13 protein-coding genes are annotated in these 19,047 nt (G+C 74.5%); 5 read left to right on the forward strand and 8 right to left on the reverse strand.

What is annotated here, in order from left to right:
• Window positions 1-105 precede the first annotated feature (105 nt).
• Both B1H19_RS07835 and B1H19_RS07840 read left to right on the forward strand, forming a co-directional pair.
• The gene (locus tag B1H19_RS07835) at window positions 106-921 is read left to right on the forward strand and encodes an IclR family transcriptional regulator (protein ID WP_083103897.1); all 816 of its coding nucleotides are present in this window, start codon (window positions 106-108) and stop codon (window positions 919-921) included.
• Window positions 922-1,105: 184 nt separating this feature from the next.
• A complete protein-coding gene (locus tag B1H19_RS07840) occupies window positions 1,106-2,191 on the forward strand; it encodes an S-(hydroxymethyl)mycothiol dehydrogenase (RefSeq protein ID WP_083103898.1) in 1,086 nt (361 codons plus the stop codon).
• A 7-nt stretch (window positions 2,192-2,198) separates the two neighbouring features.
• Here the strand turns inward: B1H19_RS07840 and B1H19_RS07845 are convergent, their stop codons facing one another.
• The 7 genes from B1H19_RS07845 to B1H19_RS07875 form a co-directional block, all read right to left on the reverse strand.
• The gene (locus B1H19_RS07845) at window positions 2,199-6,881 is read right to left on the reverse strand and encodes a coiled-coil domain-containing protein (protein ID WP_083103899.1); all 4,683 of its coding nucleotides are present in this window, start codon (window positions 6,879-6,881) and stop codon (window positions 2,199-2,201) included.
• Window positions 6,882-6,956: 75 nt separating this feature from the next.
• Entirely contained in the window at window positions 6,957-7,841 is an 885-nt protein-coding gene (locus B1H19_RS07850; protein WP_203237330.1) for a hypothetical protein, read from the reverse strand.
• A 139-nt stretch (window positions 7,842-7,980) separates the two neighbouring features.
• Window positions 7,981-9,519: a hypothetical protein gene (locus B1H19_RS07855; RefSeq protein ID WP_083103900.1), complete on the reverse strand. Its 1,539-nt coding sequence runs from the start codon at window positions 9,517-9,519 to the stop codon at window positions 7,981-7,983.
• 101 nt (window positions 9,520-9,620) lie between these two features.
• Window positions 9,621-10,265, reverse strand: a complete 645-nt coding sequence (pcp, locus tag B1H19_RS07860; RefSeq protein WP_083103901.1) for a pyroglutamyl-peptidase I — start codon at window positions 10,263-10,265, stop codon at window positions 9,621-9,623.
• Window positions 10,266-10,366: 101 nt separating this feature from the next.
• Window positions 10,367-11,335, reverse strand: a complete 969-nt coding sequence (locus tag B1H19_RS07865; protein ID WP_083103902.1) for a DUF979 domain-containing protein — start codon at window positions 11,333-11,335, stop codon at window positions 10,367-10,369.
• A complete protein-coding gene (locus tag B1H19_RS07870; protein WP_083103903.1) occupies window positions 11,332-12,039 on the reverse strand; it encodes a DUF969 domain-containing protein in 708 nt (235 codons plus the stop codon). The genes B1H19_RS07865 and B1H19_RS07870 overlap by 4 nt, the downstream gene beginning before the upstream one ends.
• A 115-nt stretch (window positions 12,040-12,154) precedes the next feature.
• Complete coding sequence (locus B1H19_RS07875) at window positions 12,155-12,898, reverse strand: GntR family transcriptional regulator (RefSeq protein ID WP_083103904.1); 744 nt, start codon at window positions 12,896-12,898, stop codon at window positions 12,155-12,157.
• A 179-nt stretch (window positions 12,899-13,077) separates the two neighbouring features.
• On the opposite strand from B1H19_RS07875, the gene B1H19_RS07880 reads away from it, so the two are divergent.
• Genes B1H19_RS07880 through B1H19_RS07890 form a run of 3 tightly spaced genes read left to right on the forward strand, consistent with a single transcriptional unit; the run spans window position 13,078 to window position 15,403 of the window.
• Window positions 13,078-13,878 (forward strand): LamB/YcsF family protein, encoded by an 801-nt coding sequence (locus tag B1H19_RS07880; protein WP_083109482.1) that lies wholly within the window; start codon window positions 13,078-13,080, stop codon window positions 13,876-13,878.
• Window positions 13,875-14,543 (forward strand): 5-oxoprolinase subunit PxpB, encoded by a 669-nt coding sequence (gene pxpB, locus B1H19_RS07885; protein ID WP_083103905.1) that lies wholly within the window; start codon window positions 13,875-13,877, stop codon window positions 14,541-14,543. The genes B1H19_RS07880 and pxpB overlap by 4 nt, the downstream gene beginning before the upstream one ends.
• On the forward strand, window positions 14,540-15,403 hold the full coding sequence (locus B1H19_RS07890; protein ID WP_083103906.1) for a 5-oxoprolinase subunit C family protein: 864 nt from the start codon (window positions 14,540-14,542) through the stop codon (window positions 15,401-15,403). Before pxpB ends, B1H19_RS07890 begins: the two co-directional genes overlap by 4 nt.
• A 16-nt stretch (window positions 15,404-15,419) precedes the next feature.
• On the opposite strand, the gene B1H19_RS07895 is transcribed toward B1H19_RS07890, so the two are convergent.
• On the reverse strand, window positions 15,420-19,037 hold the full coding sequence (locus B1H19_RS07895) for a hydantoinase B/oxoprolinase family protein (protein ID WP_083103907.1): 3,618 nt from the start codon (window positions 19,035-19,037) through the stop codon (window positions 15,420-15,422).
• Window positions 19,038-19,047 lie beyond the last annotated feature (10 nt).

Raw genomic sequence — 19,047 nt, forward strand, 5'->3', positions numbered from 1 at the left:
AACAGAATCCAAGGCGGGGAGCGGGCCGTCAAGGGCCTTTCGGACATCCGGCCGGCGGCCCCGGCAGGCGCCCCGCGGTGACCGGCGGGCGGGACGCGCAGATCCATGGCGAACAGGGCAGGGACGAGCGGGACGGCGGGCGAGAGCCCCGAGGAGAGGCGCGGCGCGGCGGGGTCGGTCCAGTCCGTGGACCGGGCGGTGAGCGTGCTGGAGACGCTGGCCCGGCTGGGCGAGGCCGGGGTGACGGAGATGTCCGAGGAGCTGGGCGTCCACAAGTCGACCGCGTTCCGGATCCTGGGGGTGCTGGAGAGCCGCGGGCTGGTGGGGCAGGAGAAGGAGCGCGGGAAGTACTTCCTGGGCGCCGGGGTGCTGCGGCTGGCGGGCGCGGCGGCGATCCGGCTGGACATCTCGCAGGAGGGGCAGCCGGTGTGCCGGGCGCTGGCCCAGGACACGGGCGAGACCGCCAATATCGCGGTGCTGGACGGCGATGCCGCGGTCAACATCATGCAGGCGCGCGGCGCCGCCGCGGTGACCGCCTACAACTGGCTGGGCCGCCGTACCCCGTTGCACGCCACCGCCAGCGGCAAGGTGCTGCTGGCCCATCTGCCGCGGGACCGCCGCGAGGCGCTGATCGGCCGCAAGCCCGCCCGGTTCACCGCGCACACCCTGACCACCGCGGCCGGGCTGCGGGCGCAGCTGACGGCCGCGTTCGAGGACGGATTCGCCTGCTCCGTGGAGGAGTTGGAGGTCGGGCTGAACGCGGTGGCGGCGCCGGTACGGGCGCACGACGGCGGGGTGATCGGGGCGATCGGCGTCTCGGGGCCGGCGTACCGCATGGAGCGCGCCCGGCTGCCGGAGCTGGCGGAGCGGTCCGCGCGGGCGGCGGCCGAACTCTCCCGACGGATGGGGTACGCGGATTGAGCGGCGCGGCCCGGCCGGGCCGCGCCCCGAAGCCGTGCGGGCAGCGGCGAACCGCCCCTTGACGGATCCCTGACGGACTTCCAGCATGTCTCTCATGGCGCAACCCAGCGCGCCATGGGCAACTTTGGAGCCACGCCGTGCCGCGCCGACACTGTGCCGTCCGGCGCCGCGTGAGGAGTGCACCATGCCGCAGGAAGTCCGCGCCGCCGTCGCCGTCGCCAAGGGCGCGCCCACCGAGATCCGCACCGTCCTGGTACCGGACCCGGGTCCGGGGGAGGCGCTGGTCGCCGTCCAGGCCTGCGGCGTGTGCCACACCGATCTGCACTACCGCGAGGGCGCGATCGGCGACGACTTCCCCTATCTGCTCGGGCATGAGGCCGCGGGCGTGGTGGAGGCCGTCGGCCCCGGCGTGACCGATCCCGCCCCCGGTGACTATGTCGTGCTCGCCTGGCGGGCGCCCTGCGGCTTGTGCCGGTCCTGCCGCCGCGGCCGGCCCTGGTACTGCTTCGACTCCCGCAATGCCGCCCAGGCGATGACCCTCCCGGACGGCACCGCACTCACCGCGGCCCTGGGCATCGGCGCCTTCGCCGAGAAGACGCTGGTCGCGGCCGGGCAGGCGGTGAAGGTCGACCCCGCGGCGCGGCCCGAGGCGGCCGGACTCATCGGCTGCGGGGTGATGGCCGGCTACGGCGCCGCTGTGCACACCGGGGCCGTCGGCAGCGGGGACACCGTCGCCGTCATCGGCTGCGGCGGCGTCGGCAACGCCGCCATCGCGGGGGCCTCGCGGGCGGGCGCGCGCCGGGTCATCGCCATCGACGTCGACGACGGCAGACTGGACGCCGCCGAGCGGTTCGGCGCCACCGACACCGTCAACTCCCGTGGTACGGACCCCATCGAGGCGGTCCGCAGTCTGACCGGCGGCCATGGCGCCGATGTCGTCATCGATGCCGTGGGCCGCCCGGAGACCTACCGGCAGGGCTTCTACCTGCGCGATCTCGCCGGAACCCTCGTCCAGGTCGGGGTGCCCGACCCCGCGACCACGATCGAGCTGCCGCTGATCGACCTCTTCTCGCGCGGCGGCGCCCTGAAGTCCTCCTGGTACGGCGACTGCCTGCCCAGCCGGGACTTCCCGGTCCTGATCGACCTCTATCTGAGCGGCAAACTCGACCTGGACCGTTTCGTGACCGCCACCATGGGCCTCGACGACCTGGAGCGGGCCTTCGCCGCGATGCGGCGCGGCGAAGGACTGCGCTCGGTGATCACCCTCTGACGACCCGTCAGCCCTCCGTGCCGTCCGCGGTGGTGTCCTCCGGTCCCGTCTCCTGCTGGGCCGGCACCTGCGGCGCCTCGTCGGGGCGGCGGTACATCCGCGTCGCCGTGATCTGCCCGTGCACCGCCTCGCCGCCCGGATCCTGCTGCGGCAGCCCCGGCCGCAGATGCTCCTCGACGCTGATGTACTTCAGCCCGGCCCGCAGGTCCGCGTCATTGCGCAACCTGATGACCAGCGGGAACTCCGCGAGCGCGGTGGTGTCGAACAGTCCGGTGGTGTAGAGCAGCTGGACGCCGAGCGCATCGGCGACGGCGCGCTGGAGCTCCAGCAGATACGTGGCGTTGGCGCGGCCGATGGGGTTGTCGAGGAACAGCGTGCCGGCGTGCCGCTGCTTGTCGCGTCCCCGGTCGTTGCTGCGCAGCGCGGCCATCGTGCAGTACAGGGCGATCGCGGCGGTCAGCAGCTGCCCGCCGGAGAACACATCGCCCATCTGCCCGACCGGCACCCGCTCGGCGCGCAGCACCGCATCCGGCTTGAGGATCTCCACGGCCACCCCGCGGGGCAGCAGCGCCGCGCCGACCCCGCGCAGCAGCAGGGACATCCCGTCCCGCCGCAGATCGCTGTTCTTCTTGACCGCCGAACGGGTCGCCTCGTCGATGACCTCGCCCAGCCGCTCGGTGAGCGTGGCCTGATCGGGGTCCTCGAAGCGGATCCGCAGGAATTCCTGCCCCGACCACTCCCCCAGGCCCTCGGGCAGCCGGGACAGCCGCTGGGCGGAGCGCAGCGTGGTCAGCGAGGACTCCACCAGGCCGCGCAGCCGGTCCACGATGGAGTCGCGGTTGCGCTCCAGCTGGGCCAGCTCGTCGGTGAGCACCCGCAGCCGGGGCGCGAACGCCTGGGCCCACTTGGCGGCGTGGTCCGGCAGGGCCGCCGCCGGCAGTTCCCGGATCTGCTGGCGGGCGGGGGTGCGGACCTGTTCGTAACGGGTGGAGTTGGCGTGCCGGACGAGGATGTCGGAGGCCTCGCGGACCGCGGACTCGGCGGCCGAGAGGTCGGCGGCGCAGCCGCGCAGCGAACGGCGGGACTCGGCGGCGGCCTGCCGGGCCTCGGCCAGGCTGCCGGCGTACGGCTCGGGCCGCTCCTCCGCGGCGTCCTCGGCGTCCTGGTGGTCGCGCAGCAGATCGCGCAGCAGGGCCGCGGTCTCGTCGAAGCCGCTCGCCGCGTCCTCGGCGGCGCGGTGGCCGCGCAGCAGCTCTTCGTGGCGGGCGCGGGCGGCCTCCAGCGCCTCGGTGGCGGTGGCCAGTTCGGCGTTGGCCTCGCGCAGCAGCTCCTTGGCGCGGTCGGCGTCCGCCGGGACCAGCTCCGCGGGCAGCTCGGTGTGCGCCTCGCCGTCGGTGGGCGCCAGCCGCTCGGCGTCGCCGCGCAGCCGGCCGAGCTGCTCGCTGGCGGCCGAGGCGCGCGACTCCAGCATCTGCACCATCGACTCCGCGCGGGCCGCGGCGGCCTGCCGGGACGGTCCGTCGGCGGCGTCCGGGCTCTCCAGCAGGGCCTCGGCGCGGGTGCGGACCTTGTTGGTGAGGCGGTTCAGCTCGGCCAGCGCGGCGGACTCGTCGCCCTCCGCACGGGCCTGTTCGGCACGCAGATCGGCGCCGACGCCGACCTTCTCGTAGAGCTGGGAGGCGGCGCGGTACGCCTCGCGCAGCGCGGGCAGCGAGGCGCTCGGGGCCTCGGGGGCCTCGCCCAGGTCGTCCGGTACGCCGGCGATCTCGGACCGCTCGGCGCGCAGCGCGCGGGCGGTGCGGCGGGCGTCGTCGGCGGCGCGCTGGGCGGCGCGGCGGTCCTCGTCGGCGGCGCGGGCGCGGTCCACGCACTCCTCGGCGCGGGCCTCGAACTCGGCCGTCTCATCGGCCAGTTCGCGCAGCCGGGACTGCCAGGTGGCGCGCTCGCGCAGCCGGTGGGCGAGCCCGGCCAGCAGATCGGCGGCCCGGCGGGCGCGCTGGGCGGCCTCCTGGCGCTCGTCGCGCACCCCCGTCGCCTCGGCGGCGGCCTCGTCGGCCTCGGCGCGGACCGTACGGGCCTCGGTCAGCTCGGCGGCGGCCGCGTCGGCGGCCGTACGGGTCTGCTCCGCGGCGGCGGCCAGCTCGGCGAGGCGGCCCTGCGGGCAGCCCGTACGCCACGAGCCGAGCCGGGCGGCCAGGGCGCGGTCGCCGGCGAGGCGGGCGGCGAGCGCGCGGATCTCCTCGTCGCGGGCGACGGCGCGGGCGCGCAGGGTCTGCCGTTCCTCGTCGGCCGCGGACTCGTCGTGCATCGCCGGGTTCGGCGGGACCAGGAAGACGCCGGTGTCCCGGCCGTCGGGGGCGGGGGCGGGCGCGAGCAGCGCGGCGGCGGTGCCGACGGCGACCGCGGAACGGGGCAGCAGGGCGGCCTGGGCGAGCGTCTCACGGGCCCGGGCGTGGGTGTCCGGGTCGGTGATGATCACGCCGTCGACCAGCTCGGGGCGGGCGGCGAGCACCCGGGCGTGGTCGGCCGGGTCGACGGACTGGGCCAGATAGCGCCAGCCGGGCAGGGCGGGGATGCCGTGCTCGCCCAAGTACTCGACGGCGGCGAGCACATCGGGCCCCGGGGGCAGCAGGCCGCCGTCGCCCAGCGCGCCCAGGATCCGGGAGTCGTCGGCGGCGGCCGTGCGCAGATCGAACAGCTGCCGCTCGGCGGCGGCCACCCCGTCGTCGAGGAGCTCGCGCAGCGCCTCGGCACTGCGGTCCAGTTCCTCGGCGGTCAGCGGCTCACCGGCGGCGGACGGGGCGGTACGGGGGCCGGGCAGCCCGGCGGACCGCGCCTCGGGCAGGCCGAGGAGCTCGGCGAGCCGCGGCTCGGACCCCAGGGACTCGGCGGCGCGGCGCTCGGCGTCGTGGGCGCGCTCCGCGGCCTGCGCGGCGTCCTCGGCGCGGGCCGCCGCCAGCTCGGCGGCGGAGTGCCGGGCGGCCGCCTCCCGGGCGCGGTCGGTGGCCTGCCGGGCGGCCTCGCGGGCGGTGTCCCAGGACTGGACGGCGGTCTTCTCGGCGTCGGAGGCGGCCAGGGCGGCGCGGGCCGGATCGGCGTCCGGGGCGGAGTCGTCCAGCCAGCCCGCCCGGACGGCCTCGGCGGTCTCCTCGGCGACCTCGGCCAGGCGCTGGCGGAGGTGGTCGGCCTCGCTGCGGGCGCGCTGCGCGGTGGTGGCGGCGGCCGTGGCGTCGCGGTGCGCCGCTTCGCCGGCCTCCTGGAGTGCGGCGGAACGCTCCTCCTCCTCGTTGGCGATCCGCTCACCGGCCTCGGCGGCGGTGTGCAGGGCGCGGACGAGGTCGGTGGCGGCGGTGGCCCGGGCGGCGAGCGCCGGGGCAGCGTCCCGTTCGGCCTCGCGGATGGCGGCGGCGACCCGGGCGGAGCGGTCGGCGGCGGCGCGGTGCCGCAGCGCGATCTCGGCGGCCTGCCAGGCGCTGTGCAACGTACGGGCGTCGTTGAGCTCACGGCGCTGGGCGGCGGCGCCCTTCTCGGCGGCGGCCAGCGCCAGGGAGGCGTGGCGGTAGGCCAGTTCGGCGCAGACCAGGGAGCGGCGGTCGCGGGTCTGTCCGGCGTCGGTGACCCGGTGGGCCGCGGCGGCGAGCTGTTCGGCGAGCTCGGCGGCGCGGCCGCGCTCCTCGGTGCCGCGGGCGTGCAGCCGCTGGGCCAGGCCACGGGTGCGGCGCTCGGCGCCCGCATGCACCTCGCGGGCACGCTCGCGCTGTTCGGCGGCCTCGGCGATCCGCGACAGCAGGTCCAGCGAACCGGCGGTGAAGTCCCGCTCGGCGGTCAGCTCGGCGCGCCGGCCGAGCTTGTGCGCGAAACCGTGGACGAGGTCGGCGAGGCCGTCGGTGTCACGGGTGTCGGTGACGGCGCGCAGCAGCAGATCGGTGAAGTCCGAGTCGTTCTTGACCGCGAACAGACCGGCGGCCTCGCCCTCGTCGGCGTTCATCTCCCGCTGGTAGCGGAACAGCTCGGGGTCCAGGCCCAGCATGCCGAGGTGTTCGTTCCACCGCTCGTGCACCTCCTCCCAGACCACGTCCAGGTTCGGGTAGTTCTTCCCGGCCTCGGTCAGAACGTCCCGGAAACCCTTCATCGTGCGGCGGCGGCCCTGGGCCCCGGAGATCCCCTCGCCGCCCTCCTGGCGGGGCCGGACGATGGTGGCCTCGGCCACCGGGAGTGAATCCAGGCTCATCCCCGGGCCCGGCCGGAAGCTGTACCAGGCTTCGGCGAACTTGCGGGGGTCGTTGGAGACCTGACGGCCGCGCCATTCGCTGACCTTGCCGACGACGATGCTCTCGCCGGTCAGGACGTGCTGCCACTCCAGGGCGACATGCCCGCAGTCGTCGGCCAGCAGGAACTTGCGCAGCACACCGGAGCTGGCGCCGCCCAGGGTGTTGCGGTGACCGGGCAGCATCACCGAGAAGATCAGCTTGAGCAGGACGGACTTGCCGCCGCCGTTCTCCAGGAAGAGCACTCCGGCCGGGGCCGGGCGGCGCGGCGGGCCGACCGGCTCGTCCTCGAAGAAGTCCGCCTGGGCCGGGGCCGGTTGGGGCACGGGCGCACCGACTCCGCGCAGGTCCAGCACGGTGTCGGCATAGCGCGCACCGGCGGGCCCGATGGAGTAGAGGCGGACCCGGGACAGCTCGTACATGGCGGACTCTCGTGGTGGTGTCGGTCGGTGGTCTGGCGTGGTCGGGCGGGGGCCGTACGGAGTGCGGCGGGCGGGTCAGTCCGAATGGAAGGGCAGTCCCGCCTCCGAGACCAGGTCGAGGTCGTCGGTGTCCTCGCCGGGCAGCAGGGAGCCGGACCCGTCGGCGACGGGGACGACGCCCAGCTCCAGCAGCTCGGCCATGGCGGCGCTGCCGGCCATGTCGCGGACCTGGAGCTGATAGCGGGCGGTGGTGCGGTACGCGCCTCCGGCGTCGTCGCCGGTGCGCTGGAGGAAGCCGGAGTCGACGAGGAAGGTGACGGCCTTGGCGATGATGCCGGTGGTCGAACCGGCCAGCCGCCGGGCGTCCTTGGTGGCGCCGGTCGCGCTGCGCCGCGCGTAGACCCGCCAGGCGGCCTCCAGGCCGGGCGCCTCGCTGACCGGGTCGGTGTTCTCGCCCTCCTGCTCGGCGCGCTCCTCCAGGCGGCGGCAGGCCTGCCGGACGAAGGCGTCGACGCCGTTGACGGTGATCCGGCCGATGTAGCCGTCGTCGGCGAGGTCCTCGGGGCGGGGGAAGGCCAGCGCGGCGACGGCCAGATGGGCCAGGCCGTGCAGGAAGCGGTCGGCGGAGTCGGCGGTGGCGCGGCGGGCGTAGTCGCCCATCCGTACGGCGAAGACGGAGTCCTCGGCGGCGGTGACGGCCATCCCGGCGCGGGTGGAGACCTCCAGGACGACCAGGCCCAGACCGGTGGCGACGGCGTCGGCGAGGCGGGCGAAGGCGGGCTCGTCCCGGTAGCGGCGCAGCAGCTCGGCGTACTCGACGTCGCGGGCGGGCAGCAGCTTGGGCTGGAGCCCGAAGGAGACCAGGCGGGCGGCGTCCGCGGCGTCGGCCGGGCTCAGCGGCGCGGGGGCGGCGGCCGGCGCCTCCTCCGCGGGGGCGGTCCAGGGCGCGGTGTCACCCAGGGGCTCGGGGGCCACCGGGTCGGCGGCGGGGTACCCAAGGGTCTCGGTCACGGGTGAAGCTCCTTGTACGGGGTCCGGACGGCCGGGCGGGCGAGCGGGCGGCGTATGCGGCGGGGACGGAGGGGCGGGCTCGGGGGCATCAGGCCACCTCCGAGCGGTCGGCGGCCATACCGGCCGCGTCCAGCAGGGCCGTGCCGACGATGAGGTCGGCGCCGCCGAACTCGGGGTCGGCCAGCTCCGTGCCGTCGTCGACGGCGAACAGCAGCTGCGACTCCCCCTGGCGGTAGGCCGTACCGACCGGCGGGCTGGCCGCGTGCACCGCCAACAGGGCGACGAGGTAGGGGAGTTCGGGATCCCGTCGGCGCGCCTCGGCCAGCAGGCCGGAGAGCCTGCGGGGCGCGTCGGCGGGCAGGTCGAGCAGCTCCATCGCGGCCTCCAGCTGCTCCTCGCTGAAGCGGCTGTCGTCGGGCGTGGCCACCAGATCGGGCTCGGGCATCTCCGCCCCGAGGTGCTCGCGTTCCAGGGGCGGGGTGAGCAGCACCTCGACCAGATCGCCGACGCGGACCGCCGAGGGGGTGCGCAGCCCCGTGCCGCGGGCGAAGAAGGCGTCGGTGACGCGGATGGCACTCTCGGCGGGCAGCGGCAGCAGCGGGGCGACCAGCTGGCCGTAGAGGTCCAGGCCGGAGCGGGCGGCGGGGGCGGCGAACGCCTGCCGGTCCTGTTCGGCGCGGAAGAGCGGGCCGGCCTCCAGCAGCCGGGACTGGAGCTGGGTGTGCCGCCGGATGCAGTCCTTGACGATGTCGACCAGCTCGGCGGCGCGCCGCTTGTGCTCCCCGGTCTTGTGGTCGACGGCCTCGGCCTCGTCGCGGGCCTTGCGGATGTTGGTGAGGATGGCGTTCTCGTGGCGGTAGCGGTCCGCGACGTGGTCCAGCGCCTCGGCGATCATGTCGGGTACGGCCTGGAGCCAGTCGACGGCGCGGACGTTGCGCCGCGTCGCCTCCAGGGTCTTGCGCAGCGTCTCGGCGTACTGGACGGTGCGGTAGCGGGCCTGCTCGGCGGCGAGCTGGGCGTCGGCCAGCCGGCCGCGGTTGATCAGCACCTCCAGCTTGACCTCGGCGGCGATCTGGGCGCTGGTGACGTCCGTGTCGAGCGCACCGACCAGGACGTTGACCGCCTCGTCGGTGGCCCTCAGGTAGACCGTGCCGCCGGGCCCGGGGACCTCCTCGATCAGCTTGAAGTCGTAATCGCGGCGGACATACTCGCCATCGGTGGTGAAAGTGCCGTAAACGGCCCGGAAGCCGCGGTCCACGCTGCCGACGTTGATCAGGTTCTCCAGCACCCAGCGGGCCACCCGCTCGTGTTCGGCCTGGGGGCGCCGCGGGGCCTGGGCGGCGACCCGCGGGAGCACCTTCGCCACTATCTCCTCGTGATCGGCGCCGGTGTCGAAGTCCATGTTCAGCGTGACGAGGTCGATGACGGCGAGCGCCACCTCCGCCATCGCGTAGACGCCGTACTCCCCCGCGAGGTTGGCCTTGCGCGCATCGAGGTCGTGCAGCGGCGCGGTGCACGCCAGGGCGCGCAGCCGGCGGGCCAGGCCCTCGTCGGCGGCCGGGCCCGGGGCGGGCCGGTTCGGCCCGTTGAGCTGGGGCGCAGCGGCCCCCGAGGCGGGAAAAGTCACGTCGCACAGAGTAGGCGCTCCCACTGACAACGGACGAAACGGCGCGGTCTCGCGCGACGCGGGACGTGCCGGCAGGGGGCGTCGGCCTCAGTGCGTCGCCGTCAGTGCGTCGCCCCCTCCGCCACCCGCAGGTCCGTGGTGGTGCGGGCGGCCGTCACCGCGATCTCCCGCAGCGCCCGCGCCACCGACGCGACGGGCAGGGACGGCAGCCCCCGGTCGGTGACCTGTTCCGGCGCGTACGGGACGTGCACGAAGCCGCCCCGTACGCCGGGCAGTTCGGTGGCGAGCAGGTGCGCGAGCCCGTAGAAGACGTGGTTGCAGACGAAGGTGCCCGCGGTGTTGGAGACCGAGGCGGGCAGCCCCGCGGCGCGGACCGCCGCCACACATGCCTTGACCGGCAGGGTGGAGAAGTACGCGGCCGGGCCGCCGGGCACGATCGCCTCGTCCACGGGCTCCGCGCCGGAAACATCCGGAATACGCGCATCGTCCACGTTGATGGCGACACGTTCGACGGTGATGTCGGGGCGCCCGCCCGCCTGGCCGACGCACACCACGATCTCCGGGCGGGTGTCCGCCACCGCGGCGCGCAGGGCGGTCAGCGATCCCCCGTAGACGCAGGGCAGCTCCACGGCGAACATCTCGAACCCCGGCGGCGGTTCTGCCGCGGCGGCCCGCACCGCGCGCCAGGAGGGGTTGGTCGGCTCGCCGCCGAAGGGCTCGAATCCGGTCAGCAGTACCCGGGGCATGGGCGGTTCCTCGGCAGGTCGGAGGGCGGTGGGCGGTTGGTGCGAAGCCGCTGCGCAGTCGGTGGGCAGTCCCGGAGAGCGCGGGCCTGCCCACGCAAGGCTCAGAAGGCGAACAGCGACATCAGGGCGATATTGCAGCCCAGCAGCACCCCCGCCGTGGGCAGCTGGGCCTTGATGGGCCCGTAGCGGTCCTTGAGCTCCAGCAGTGCCGCCGGGACGAGGTTGAAGTTGGCGGCCATCGGGGTCACCAGGGTGCCGCAGAATCCGGCGAGCATGCCGAGGGCCAGGACGGCGGCGGGGTTGCCGTGGAAGTGGCCGATGAGGACGGGCCAGCCGACGGCGGCGGTCATCACCGGGAAGGCGGCGAAGGCGTTGCCCATGACGGTGGTGAACAGGAACATGCCCACGCAGTAGACGACGACCGCGACGTAGAGCGAGTCCTTGGGCAGCACGGACATAGCCAGCTTGCCCACCTGGGTGCCGACGCCGGCGACCTGGAAGATGGTGCCCAGGGTGGCCAGCATCTGCGGCAGCAGCATCGCCCAGCCCATCGCCTCCAGCATGGAGCGCCCGGACTGCACGGGCACCGATATCCGCTTCTCGCGCAGCATGATCATGCCGATGACCAGGGCGGCGATCGCTCCCAGCCCCAGGCCCAGGATGGTCTCGCTGCCCTCCTGGAGGACGGGTTCGCCCCCGAAGGAGAGGTGTTTGACGCCGACCGCGCAGACCATCGCCACGACCGGGATGGTCAGCGCGGGGACGAAGAGCCGGTCGCCGAGCCGGGCCGCGCTGGCGGCGCGCTGCTCGGGGGTGGTGGTGCGCGGGGTGCCGCGCCCGGTGAAGCCGAAACCGGCCAGAGCGGCCATCACGAGCACCGCAGCGCCGAGCGGTTCGGCGGGCGCCTGCCCAGTGGCGACCCAGCTGCTGTAGATGAACCCGGCGCCGATCAGGCCCCAGAAGGCGGCGGTGCCGAAGCGCTTGGGGTTGCTGCGGTCGGTGACCATCTGGGCGGCCATCACCAGGAAGCTGAGCCCGACCAGCCAGTAGAACCACTCTGCCTTGATCACTGGGCGGCCTCCACTTCGGCGGTTGCGGCGTTGGCGGTCAGCAGCTCGCGCTCCAAGTGGCGGTCCAGGCGCAGCAGTCGCCAGCCGTGGACGACGAAGGCGCACACCGCGGTCGGGATCGCCCACAGCGCCAGGTCGAGCGGTTCGAGGTGAGTGCCGTAGGTGGTGTTGACGAAGCCGGTGATCAGCAGGATCGAGCCGACGGCCAGGAAGACGTCCTCGCCGAAGAACATGCCGACGTTGTCCGCGCTGGCGGCGAACGACCGGACCTTCTCCCGGGTCCGCTCCGGGAGGCCGCCGTACGACCGCTCGGCGGCGCCCTCGGCCATCGGTACGGCGAGCGGGCGGACGGTCTGGGCGTGGCCGAAGACGTTGGTCAGGCCGACCGCCGCGCCGATCTGCCGCAGGCCCAGATAGAGCGTCAGAAACCGTCCGGTGGTCAGCCCGGCGAACCGGGCGATGACGTTGCGGGCCTGCTCCTGGAGGCCGTAGCGCTCCAGGAGGCCGATGACCGGGAGGGTGATGGCGAAGATGGTCACGGCCCGGCTGCCGACGAAGCCGGTGCCGAAGGCGGCCAGCACCTTGCCGGGCGACAGGCCGCCGAGGAGGCCGGTGGCGATGCCGGCCACCGCGACGACCAGGAGGGGATTGCGTCTGGTGGCGAAGCCGAGCACGACCACGAGCACACCGAGGAGGACAATCATGGGTCCGCCTTCCCGCGTACAGGGACCCCACGGACGGTGAGGAGGATGCCGAGGACGTTAGGCGATTGTTCAACGATCCGACAAGGGGTCGGACGGGCGGAACTCCGGGCGCGCCTCAGCCTTCCTTGATGCGCTGGGCGTACGCCCCCGACAACTGGCCGCGCGAGTCCTCCAGATAGGCCAGCAGCAGCCGCTCGGCCGCGGCGGCGTCGCCCGCCAGCAGGGTGTCCGCGATCTGCCGGTTGCGGACCAGGTACGGGGCGTAGAAGCGCTGCGGATCGTCCATGACGTGGAAGACCAGCCGGAGTTCGGCCAGCACCCCGCGCATCAGCTCATCGGTGCGCGGACTGCCCGCCAGGGCGACGATCGCCTGGTGGAAGCGGAGGTTGGCGGTCGACAGATCCGCCCAGGCGCGCGCCGCGGCGGCCTCCTCGCCCGCCTGCACCGCCGCGTCGATGGCCTCGATCGCCTCGCCGACCTCGGGGGCGTAGGGCCCCTGCCCCAGGCCCCGTAGCGCCGCGCTCTCGACGATCATGCGCACCCGGAAGATGTCGTCCAGGTCCTCGACGGTCACGACCCGCACGGACACCCCGCGGTTGAGCCGGTGCTCCAGCAGCCGCTCGTGGGTGAGCAGCCGGAACGCCTCGCGCAGGGTGTTGCGCGAGACCCCCAGCGCGCCGCCGATGCTCTCCTCCGACAGCCGCGCCCCGGGCGGGAAGAAGCCCTCGGTGATCCGGTCGCGCAGGATGTCGGCGACCCGCTCGGCGGTGCTGGCGCGCCCGAGCAGGGCCCGGTCCGATTCCAGGCCGCTGACCTCGGCCAGCCGCCGCCGGTCGTTCTTCGCCACTCCGCCGGCCATCGCCGTCCCCGCTCTCGCCCGCACTGCGCCGTCACGTCAGCCGCAGTCAATCCCAGAAGGAACAACGAGACAACATACCCCTTGTGGGATTGTTCAACGATCCCTTAGCGTGACCCCGCGGTGAGACCCCGCCCCTGTACGTGCGCCTCACGGAACGGACACCCATGACCGACCCGGCCATGACCGACCCGGCGGCCCCTCCCGTCATCGACCTCAACGCCGACCTCGGGGAAGGCTTCGGCCGCTGGCAGCTCACCGACGACGACGCCCTGCTGTCCGTCGTCACCAGCGCCAACGTCGCCTGCGGCTTCCACGCCGGCGATCCCTCGACGATGCGCCGGGTGTGCGACCGGGCCGCCGAGCACGGCGTGGTGATCGGCGCCCAGGTCTCCTACCGGGACCTGGCCGGGTTCGGCCGCCGGGCGATGGAGGTGCCGCCAGACGAGCTGGCCGATGAAATCACCTACCAGATCGGCGCGTTGGAGGTCTTCGCCCGCGCCGCCGGGGCCCGTGTCGGCTATGTCAAACCGCATGGCGCGCTCTACAACCGCTGTGTGCACGACGAGGAACAGGCCACCGCGGTCATCGCCGGCATCCGCGCCGCGGGCGACGCACTGCCCGTCCTCGGCCTCCCCGGCTCGCAGCTGCACCGGGCCGCCCGGGACGCCCGCCTCCCGGTCGTCACCGAGGCGTTCGCCGATCGCGCCTACACCGCCCGGGGCACCCTGGTCCCGCGCCGCGAGCCGGGCGCCGTGATCCACGACGGGGACGAGGTCGTCAAGCGCGCCCTCGGCATGGCTCGCGACCGTACCGTCACCACGATCGACGGGGAGCAGCACACGATCACGGCCCGCTCCCTGTGCCTGCACGGGGACACACCGGGCGCCGCCGTCCTCGCCCGGCGGGTACGGGCCGAGCTCACCGCGGCCGGGGTGCACATCCGCAGCTTTGCGCCGGGCGGCGCCGGGGACGCGGTATGAGGCCGCTGCCCGTCGGCGAGCACGGGCTGCTCATCGAACTGGACAGCGCCGAGGAGGTCGAGGCGCTGCACGCCGAGCTGCTGCGGCGCGCCGCCGACGGCACGCTGCCACCGGTGGGCGAGATGGTGCCCGCCGCCCGCACGGTCTTCCTCGACGGCCTGGCCGATCCGTGCGGCCTCGCCGCCGCGCTGCCCACCTGGGACATCCCGCCGCTCGCCGCCGCCGACCGCCCGACCGTCACGATCCCCGTCCGTTACGACGGCCCCGATCTCGCCGATGTGGCCGCCCTGTGGGACGTCACCCCCGACGAGGTCGTCCGTCTGCACGCCGGCACCGCCTTCCACGTCGCCTTCTGCGGCTTCGCGCCCGGCTTCGGCTATCTGACCGGTCTGCCCCGGCAGCTGCACGTCCCCCGCCGGACCACCCCCCGCACCAGGGTCCCGGTCGGCGCGGTCGCGCTCGCGGGCCCGTACACCGGCGTCTATCCGCGCTCCTCCCCCGGTGGCTGGCAGCTCATCGGCACCACCGACACCGTCCTGTGGGACCCGGTCCGCGAACCGGCGGCGCTGCTCGCCCCGGGCACCCGCGTCCGCTTCGTTCCCCAGGACCGCCAGGGCCGCCAGGACCCCCAAGTTCCCCACGCACCCCAGGAGCCCGTCGTATGACCGACCGCACCGTCTCGGTCGTACGGGCCGGAGCGCTCACCACCGTGCAGGACCTGGGCCGGCCCGGCCACGCCCATCTCGGGGTCCCCCGGGCCGGCGCCCTGGACGCGCCCGCGCACCGCCTCGCCAACCGCCTGGTCGGCAACCCCGAAACGGCCGCCACCCTGGAGACCACGCTGACGGGCTGCGCCCTACGGGTGCACACGGCCACCACCGTGGCGGTCACCGGCGCCCCCTGCCCGGTGACGGTCGACGGCCGCCCCGCCCCCTGGGGCGCACCGGTCCACGTCCCGCCGGGCGCCGTCCTGGAGGCCGGAGCGGTCACCCACGGCCTGCGCGCCTACCTCGCCTTCGCCGGCGGCATCGACGCCGAACCGGTCCTCGGCAGCCGCGCCACCGACCTCCTCTCGGGCCTGGGCCCCGCCCCGCTGGCCGACGGTACGGTCCTCCCCCTGGGCCGCCCGCAGGGCCCGCCCGCCGCCGTGGACACCGTCCCGCACCCCGGCCCGGCGGCGGAGCTCGTCCTGCCCTTCCTGCCCGGCCCGCGCGACACCTGGTTCACCGACGCCGGCCTGCGCACCCTGACCGCCGGCCGCTTCCGCGTCTCCGCGGCGAGCAACCGCATCGGCCTGCGCACCGAAGGCCCGCCCCTGGAACGCGCCCGCACCGGCGAACTCCCCAGCGAGGGCATGCCGTTGGGCGCCCTCCAGGTCCCGCCCAACGGCCTGCCGGTGCTCTTCCTCCACGACCACCCCACCACCGGCGGCTATCCGGTCGTCGGCGTGGTCCCCGAACGCCACCTGGCACCCGCCGCCCAGGCCGCACCGGGGACGCCGGTGCGGTTCGTGCGGATGCGCTGACCAACGGTTGCACCGGCTAGACGGTGCCGCCCGGTGGCCCGTACCCGCCCCCGCCCGGTGTACGGATCACCAGCACGTCGTCCACCCCCATCTCCGCCGTATCGCAGCCCCCCAGCACCTCGTGCGAGCCGTCCGCCCGCTCCACCACGTTGACGCCCAGCGCGCCCGGGGCGCCGCCCGCCATCCCGTAGGGCGGGACCCTGCGGTGGTTGCTCAGCAGGGCGACCGTCATCGGCTCCAGGAAGCGCAGGCGGCGTTCGGCGCCGCAGCCGCCGTGCCAGCGTCCGGCGCCGCCGCTGCCGTTGCGGACGGTGAAGCCGTCGACGCGGACGGGGTAGCGCCACTCCAGGACCTCGGGGTCGGTGAGCCGGGAGTTGGTCATATGGGTCTGTACGGCGTCCGCGCCGTCGAAGCCGTCGCCCGCCCCGGAGCCGCTGGCCACGGTCTCGTAGTACTGCACCCGGTCGTTGCCGAAAGTGAGGTTGTTCATGGTGCCCGAGCCCTCGGCCTGGATGCCCAGCGCCGCGTACAGGGCGCCGGTGACCGCCTGGGAGGTCTCCACGTTGCCCGCCACCGTGGCCGCCGGGAACCGGGGCGCGAGCATCGAGCCGGGCGGGATACGGACCTCGACGGGCTTGAGGCAGCCGCTGTTGAGCGGGATGTCCTCGGCGACCAAGGTGCGGAAGACGTACAGGACCGCCGCCATCACCACCGAGGTGGGGGCGTTGGCGTTGCCGGGCTGTTGGGGGGAGGTGCCGGCGAAGTCCAGGACGGCGCTGCGGGCGGTGCGGTCGACGGTCAGCGCGACATGGATCTGCGCGCCGCTGTCGGTCTCGTAGCGGCAGCTCCCGTCCGACAGCCGCGCGATGATCCGGCGCACCGCGTCCTCGGCGTTGTCCTGGACGTGCCCCATGTAGGCCCGTACGACCTCCAGGCCGAACTGCTCGGTCATCTTGTGCAGTTCCTCGATGCCCTTCTCGTTGGCGGCGATCTGGGCGCGCAGATCGGCGATGTTGGCGTCCGGGGCGCGGGAGGGATACGGGCCGGAGGCGAGCAGTTCGCGGGTCGCGCGCTCGCGCAGCTCTCCGTCGCGCACCAGGAGCCAGTTGTCGAAGAGGACGCCCTCCTCCTGGATGGTGCTGCTGAAGGCGGGCATCGAGCCTGGGGTGATGCCGCCGATCTCGGCGTGGTGGCCGCGGGAGGCGACCAGGAACAACAGCTCGTCACCGCCCGTTGAGAAGACGGGCGTCACGACGGTGACGTCGGGGAGGTGGGTGCCGCCGTGGTAGGGGTCGTTGATCGCGTAGACGTCGCCGGGCCGCAGGTCGTCGGCGCGCCGCCGCAGCACCTCCTTGATCGACTCCCCCATCGAGCCCAGATGCACGGGAATGTGCGGGGCGTTGGCGATCAGGTTGCCGTCGGCGTCGAAGAGCGCGCAGGAGAAGTCGAGGCGCTCCTTGATGTTGACGGAGTGTGCGGTGTTCTCCAGGCGGACGCCCATCTGCTCGGCGATGGCCATGAAGAGGCTGTTGAAGACCTCCAGCATCACGGGGTCGGCCCCGGTGCCCACGGCGGCCGGGCCGCCGCGCTCCCGTACCCGCGTCAGCAGCAGATGGCCGCGCTCGGCCACGGCCGCCTGCCAGCCGGGGTCGAGGACGGTGGTGGCGTCCTCCTCGGCGATGATCGCCGGGCCGGTGAGGGTGTCGCCGGGCCGCAGACCGGTGCGCTGGTAGAGCGGGGTGTCCTGCCAGCGCCCCTGCGCATACATCCGTACGGTGGCCGGCGGCGCGAGCTCGCCCGCCCGCTCGGCGAAGCGGACCTCGTGCCCGGCCGCGCCGCCCGCCGCGCCCCGGGCCTCGACGGACACCGCCTCGGCCACCAGCGGCTTGTCCATGGTGAAGGCGTAGCGGGCGCGGTGGGCCCGCACGAAGTCGCCGGCCATGGTGTCGGCGTCGGCCAGGGGGACGCCGATGGTGGAGTCGGTCCCGGCGTAGCGGATCAGCACCCTGGCGCGCGTGGTGACCGAGGAGTCCGGCACCCCGTCGTCGAGCAGCTCGCGCCGCGTCTGCCGGGCGAGCGCCGCGCACACCTCGTGCACCCGCTCCAGGGCCCCGGGCCGCCCGAATTCCGCCTCGACGGCCTGTTCGCGCATCGCGGTGGCGTCGGCGACCCCGATGCCGTACGCGGACAGGACCCCGGCCAGCGGGGGCACGAGGACGGTGCTGATGCCGAGCGCGTCGGCGACCGCGCAGGCGTGCTGGCCGCCCGCGCCGCCGAAGCTGGTCAGGGTGTAGCGGGTGATGTCGTGGCCGCGCTGGACGGAGATCTTCTTGACCGCGTTGGCCATGTTGAGCACGGCGATGTCCAGGAAGCCTGCGGCGACGTCCTCGGGGCCGCGGTCGTCCCCGGTGGCGGCGGCGATCTCGGAGGCCAGCGCCGCGAACCGGGTCCGGACGGTCCCGGCGTCCAGCGGCCGGTCGCCGTCGGGGCCGAACACCGCCGGGAAGTGGTCCGGCTGGATGCGGCCGAGCATCACATTGGCGTCGGTGACGGTCAGCGGGCCGCCGCGCCGGTAGCAGGCCGGTCCCGGGACGGCGCCGGCCGAGTCGGGGCCGACGCGGTAGCGGCGCCCGTCGAAGTGCAGGACGGAGCCGCCGCCGGCCGCGACGGTGTGGATGTTCATCATCGGGGCGCGCATCCGTACGCCCGCTACCTCGTTGCCGAAGACCCGCTCGAACTCCCCGGCATAGTGCGACACATCGGTGGAGGTCCCGCCCATGTCGAAGCCGATGATCCGGTCATGGCCGGGCCCCGCCTCCCGGGCGCTGCGCACCATCCCGACGACGCCGCCCGCGGGCCCGGACAGCACCGCGTCCTTGCCCCGGAAGTGCTCGGCCTCCCGCAGCCCTCCGTTGGACTGGAGGAACATCAGCCGGATGCCCGGCAGTTGGGCCGCGATCTCGTCCACGTACCGCCCCAGGATCGGCGACAGATAGGCGTCGACGACGGTGGTGTCCCCGCGCGGCACGACCTTCATCAGCGGGCTGACCTCGTGCGAGCAGCTGACCTGCGCGAACCCCGCCCGCCGGGCCAGCTCGGCGACGGCCTTCTCGTGGTCGGCGTGGCGGTAGCCGTGCAGCAGGACGACCGCCGCGCTGCGCAGCCCGTCCGCCCGGGCCCGGATCAGCGCCGCGCGGACGGCGTCGGCATCCAGCGGCCGTACGGTCTCCCCGTGTGCGCCGATGCGCTCGGGGACCTCGATCACCCGGTCGTAGAGCGCCTCGGGCAGCACGATCCGCCGGTCGAAGATCCGCGGCCGGTTCTGGTACGCGATCCGCAGCGCGTCCCGGAAGCCCTCGGTGATCAGCAGCACGGTCGGCTCGCCGGTGCGCTCCAGCAGCGCGTTGGTGGCGACGGTGGTCCCCATCTTGACGACGGACACCCGCTCGGCGGGCACCGGTTCGTCCGGCCCCAGGCCCAGCATCATCCGGATCCCGGCCACCGCGGCGTCCCGGTAGCGCTCGGGGTGGTGCGAGAGCAGCTTGGCCGTGACCAGGCGACCGTCCGGCCGTCTGCCGATGACATCCGTGAACGTGCCGCCGCGGTCGATCCAGAACTCCCAGCGTCCGGTCATCCGGCCATTG

The sequence above is a fragment of the Streptomyces gilvosporeus genome, from assembly GCF_002082195.1.
GTDB classification, from domain to species: Bacteria; Actinomycetota; Actinomycetes; order Streptomycetales; family Streptomycetaceae; genus Streptomyces; species Streptomyces gilvosporeus.

What these genes read in the sequence shown, in the direction of transcription:
- B1H19_RS07835 (WP_083103897.1), top strand. Translation starts at nt 106, where the DNA reads ATGGCGAACAGGGCAGGGACGAGCGGGACGGCGGGCGAGAGCCCCGAG.
- B1H19_RS07840 (WP_083103898.1), top strand. Translation starts at nt 1,106, where the DNA reads ATGCCGCAGGAAGTCCGCGCCGCCGTCGCCGTCGCCAAGGGCGCGCCC.
- B1H19_RS07845 (WP_083103899.1), bottom strand. Translation starts at nt 6,881, where the DNA reads ATGTACGAGCTGTCCCGGGTCCGCCTCTACTCCATCGGGCCCGCCGGT.
- pcp (WP_083103901.1), bottom strand. Translation starts at nt 10,265, where the DNA reads ATGCCCCGGGTACTGCTGACCGGATTCGAGCCCTTCGGCGGCGAGCCG.
- B1H19_RS07870 (WP_083103903.1), bottom strand. Translation starts at nt 12,039, where the DNA reads ATGATTGTCCTCCTCGGTGTGCTCGTGGTCGTGCTCGGCTTCGCCACC.
- B1H19_RS07875 (WP_083103904.1), bottom strand. Translation starts at nt 12,898, where the DNA reads ATGGCCGGCGGAGTGGCGAAGAACGACCGGCGGCGGCTGGCCGAGGTC.
- B1H19_RS07880 (WP_083109482.1), top strand. Translation starts at nt 13,078, where the DNA reads ATGACCGACCCGGCGGCCCCTCCCGTCATCGACCTCAACGCCGACCTC.
- pxpB (WP_083103905.1), top strand. Translation starts at nt 13,875, where the DNA reads ATGAGGCCGCTGCCCGTCGGCGAGCACGGGCTGCTCATCGAACTGGAC.
- B1H19_RS07890 (WP_083103906.1), top strand. Translation starts at nt 14,540, where the DNA reads ATGACCGACCGCACCGTCTCGGTCGTACGGGCCGGAGCGCTCACCACC.
- B1H19_RS07895 (WP_083103907.1), bottom strand. Translation starts at nt 19,037, where the DNA reads ATGACCGGACGCTGGGAGTTCTGGATCGACCGCGGCGGCACGTTCACG.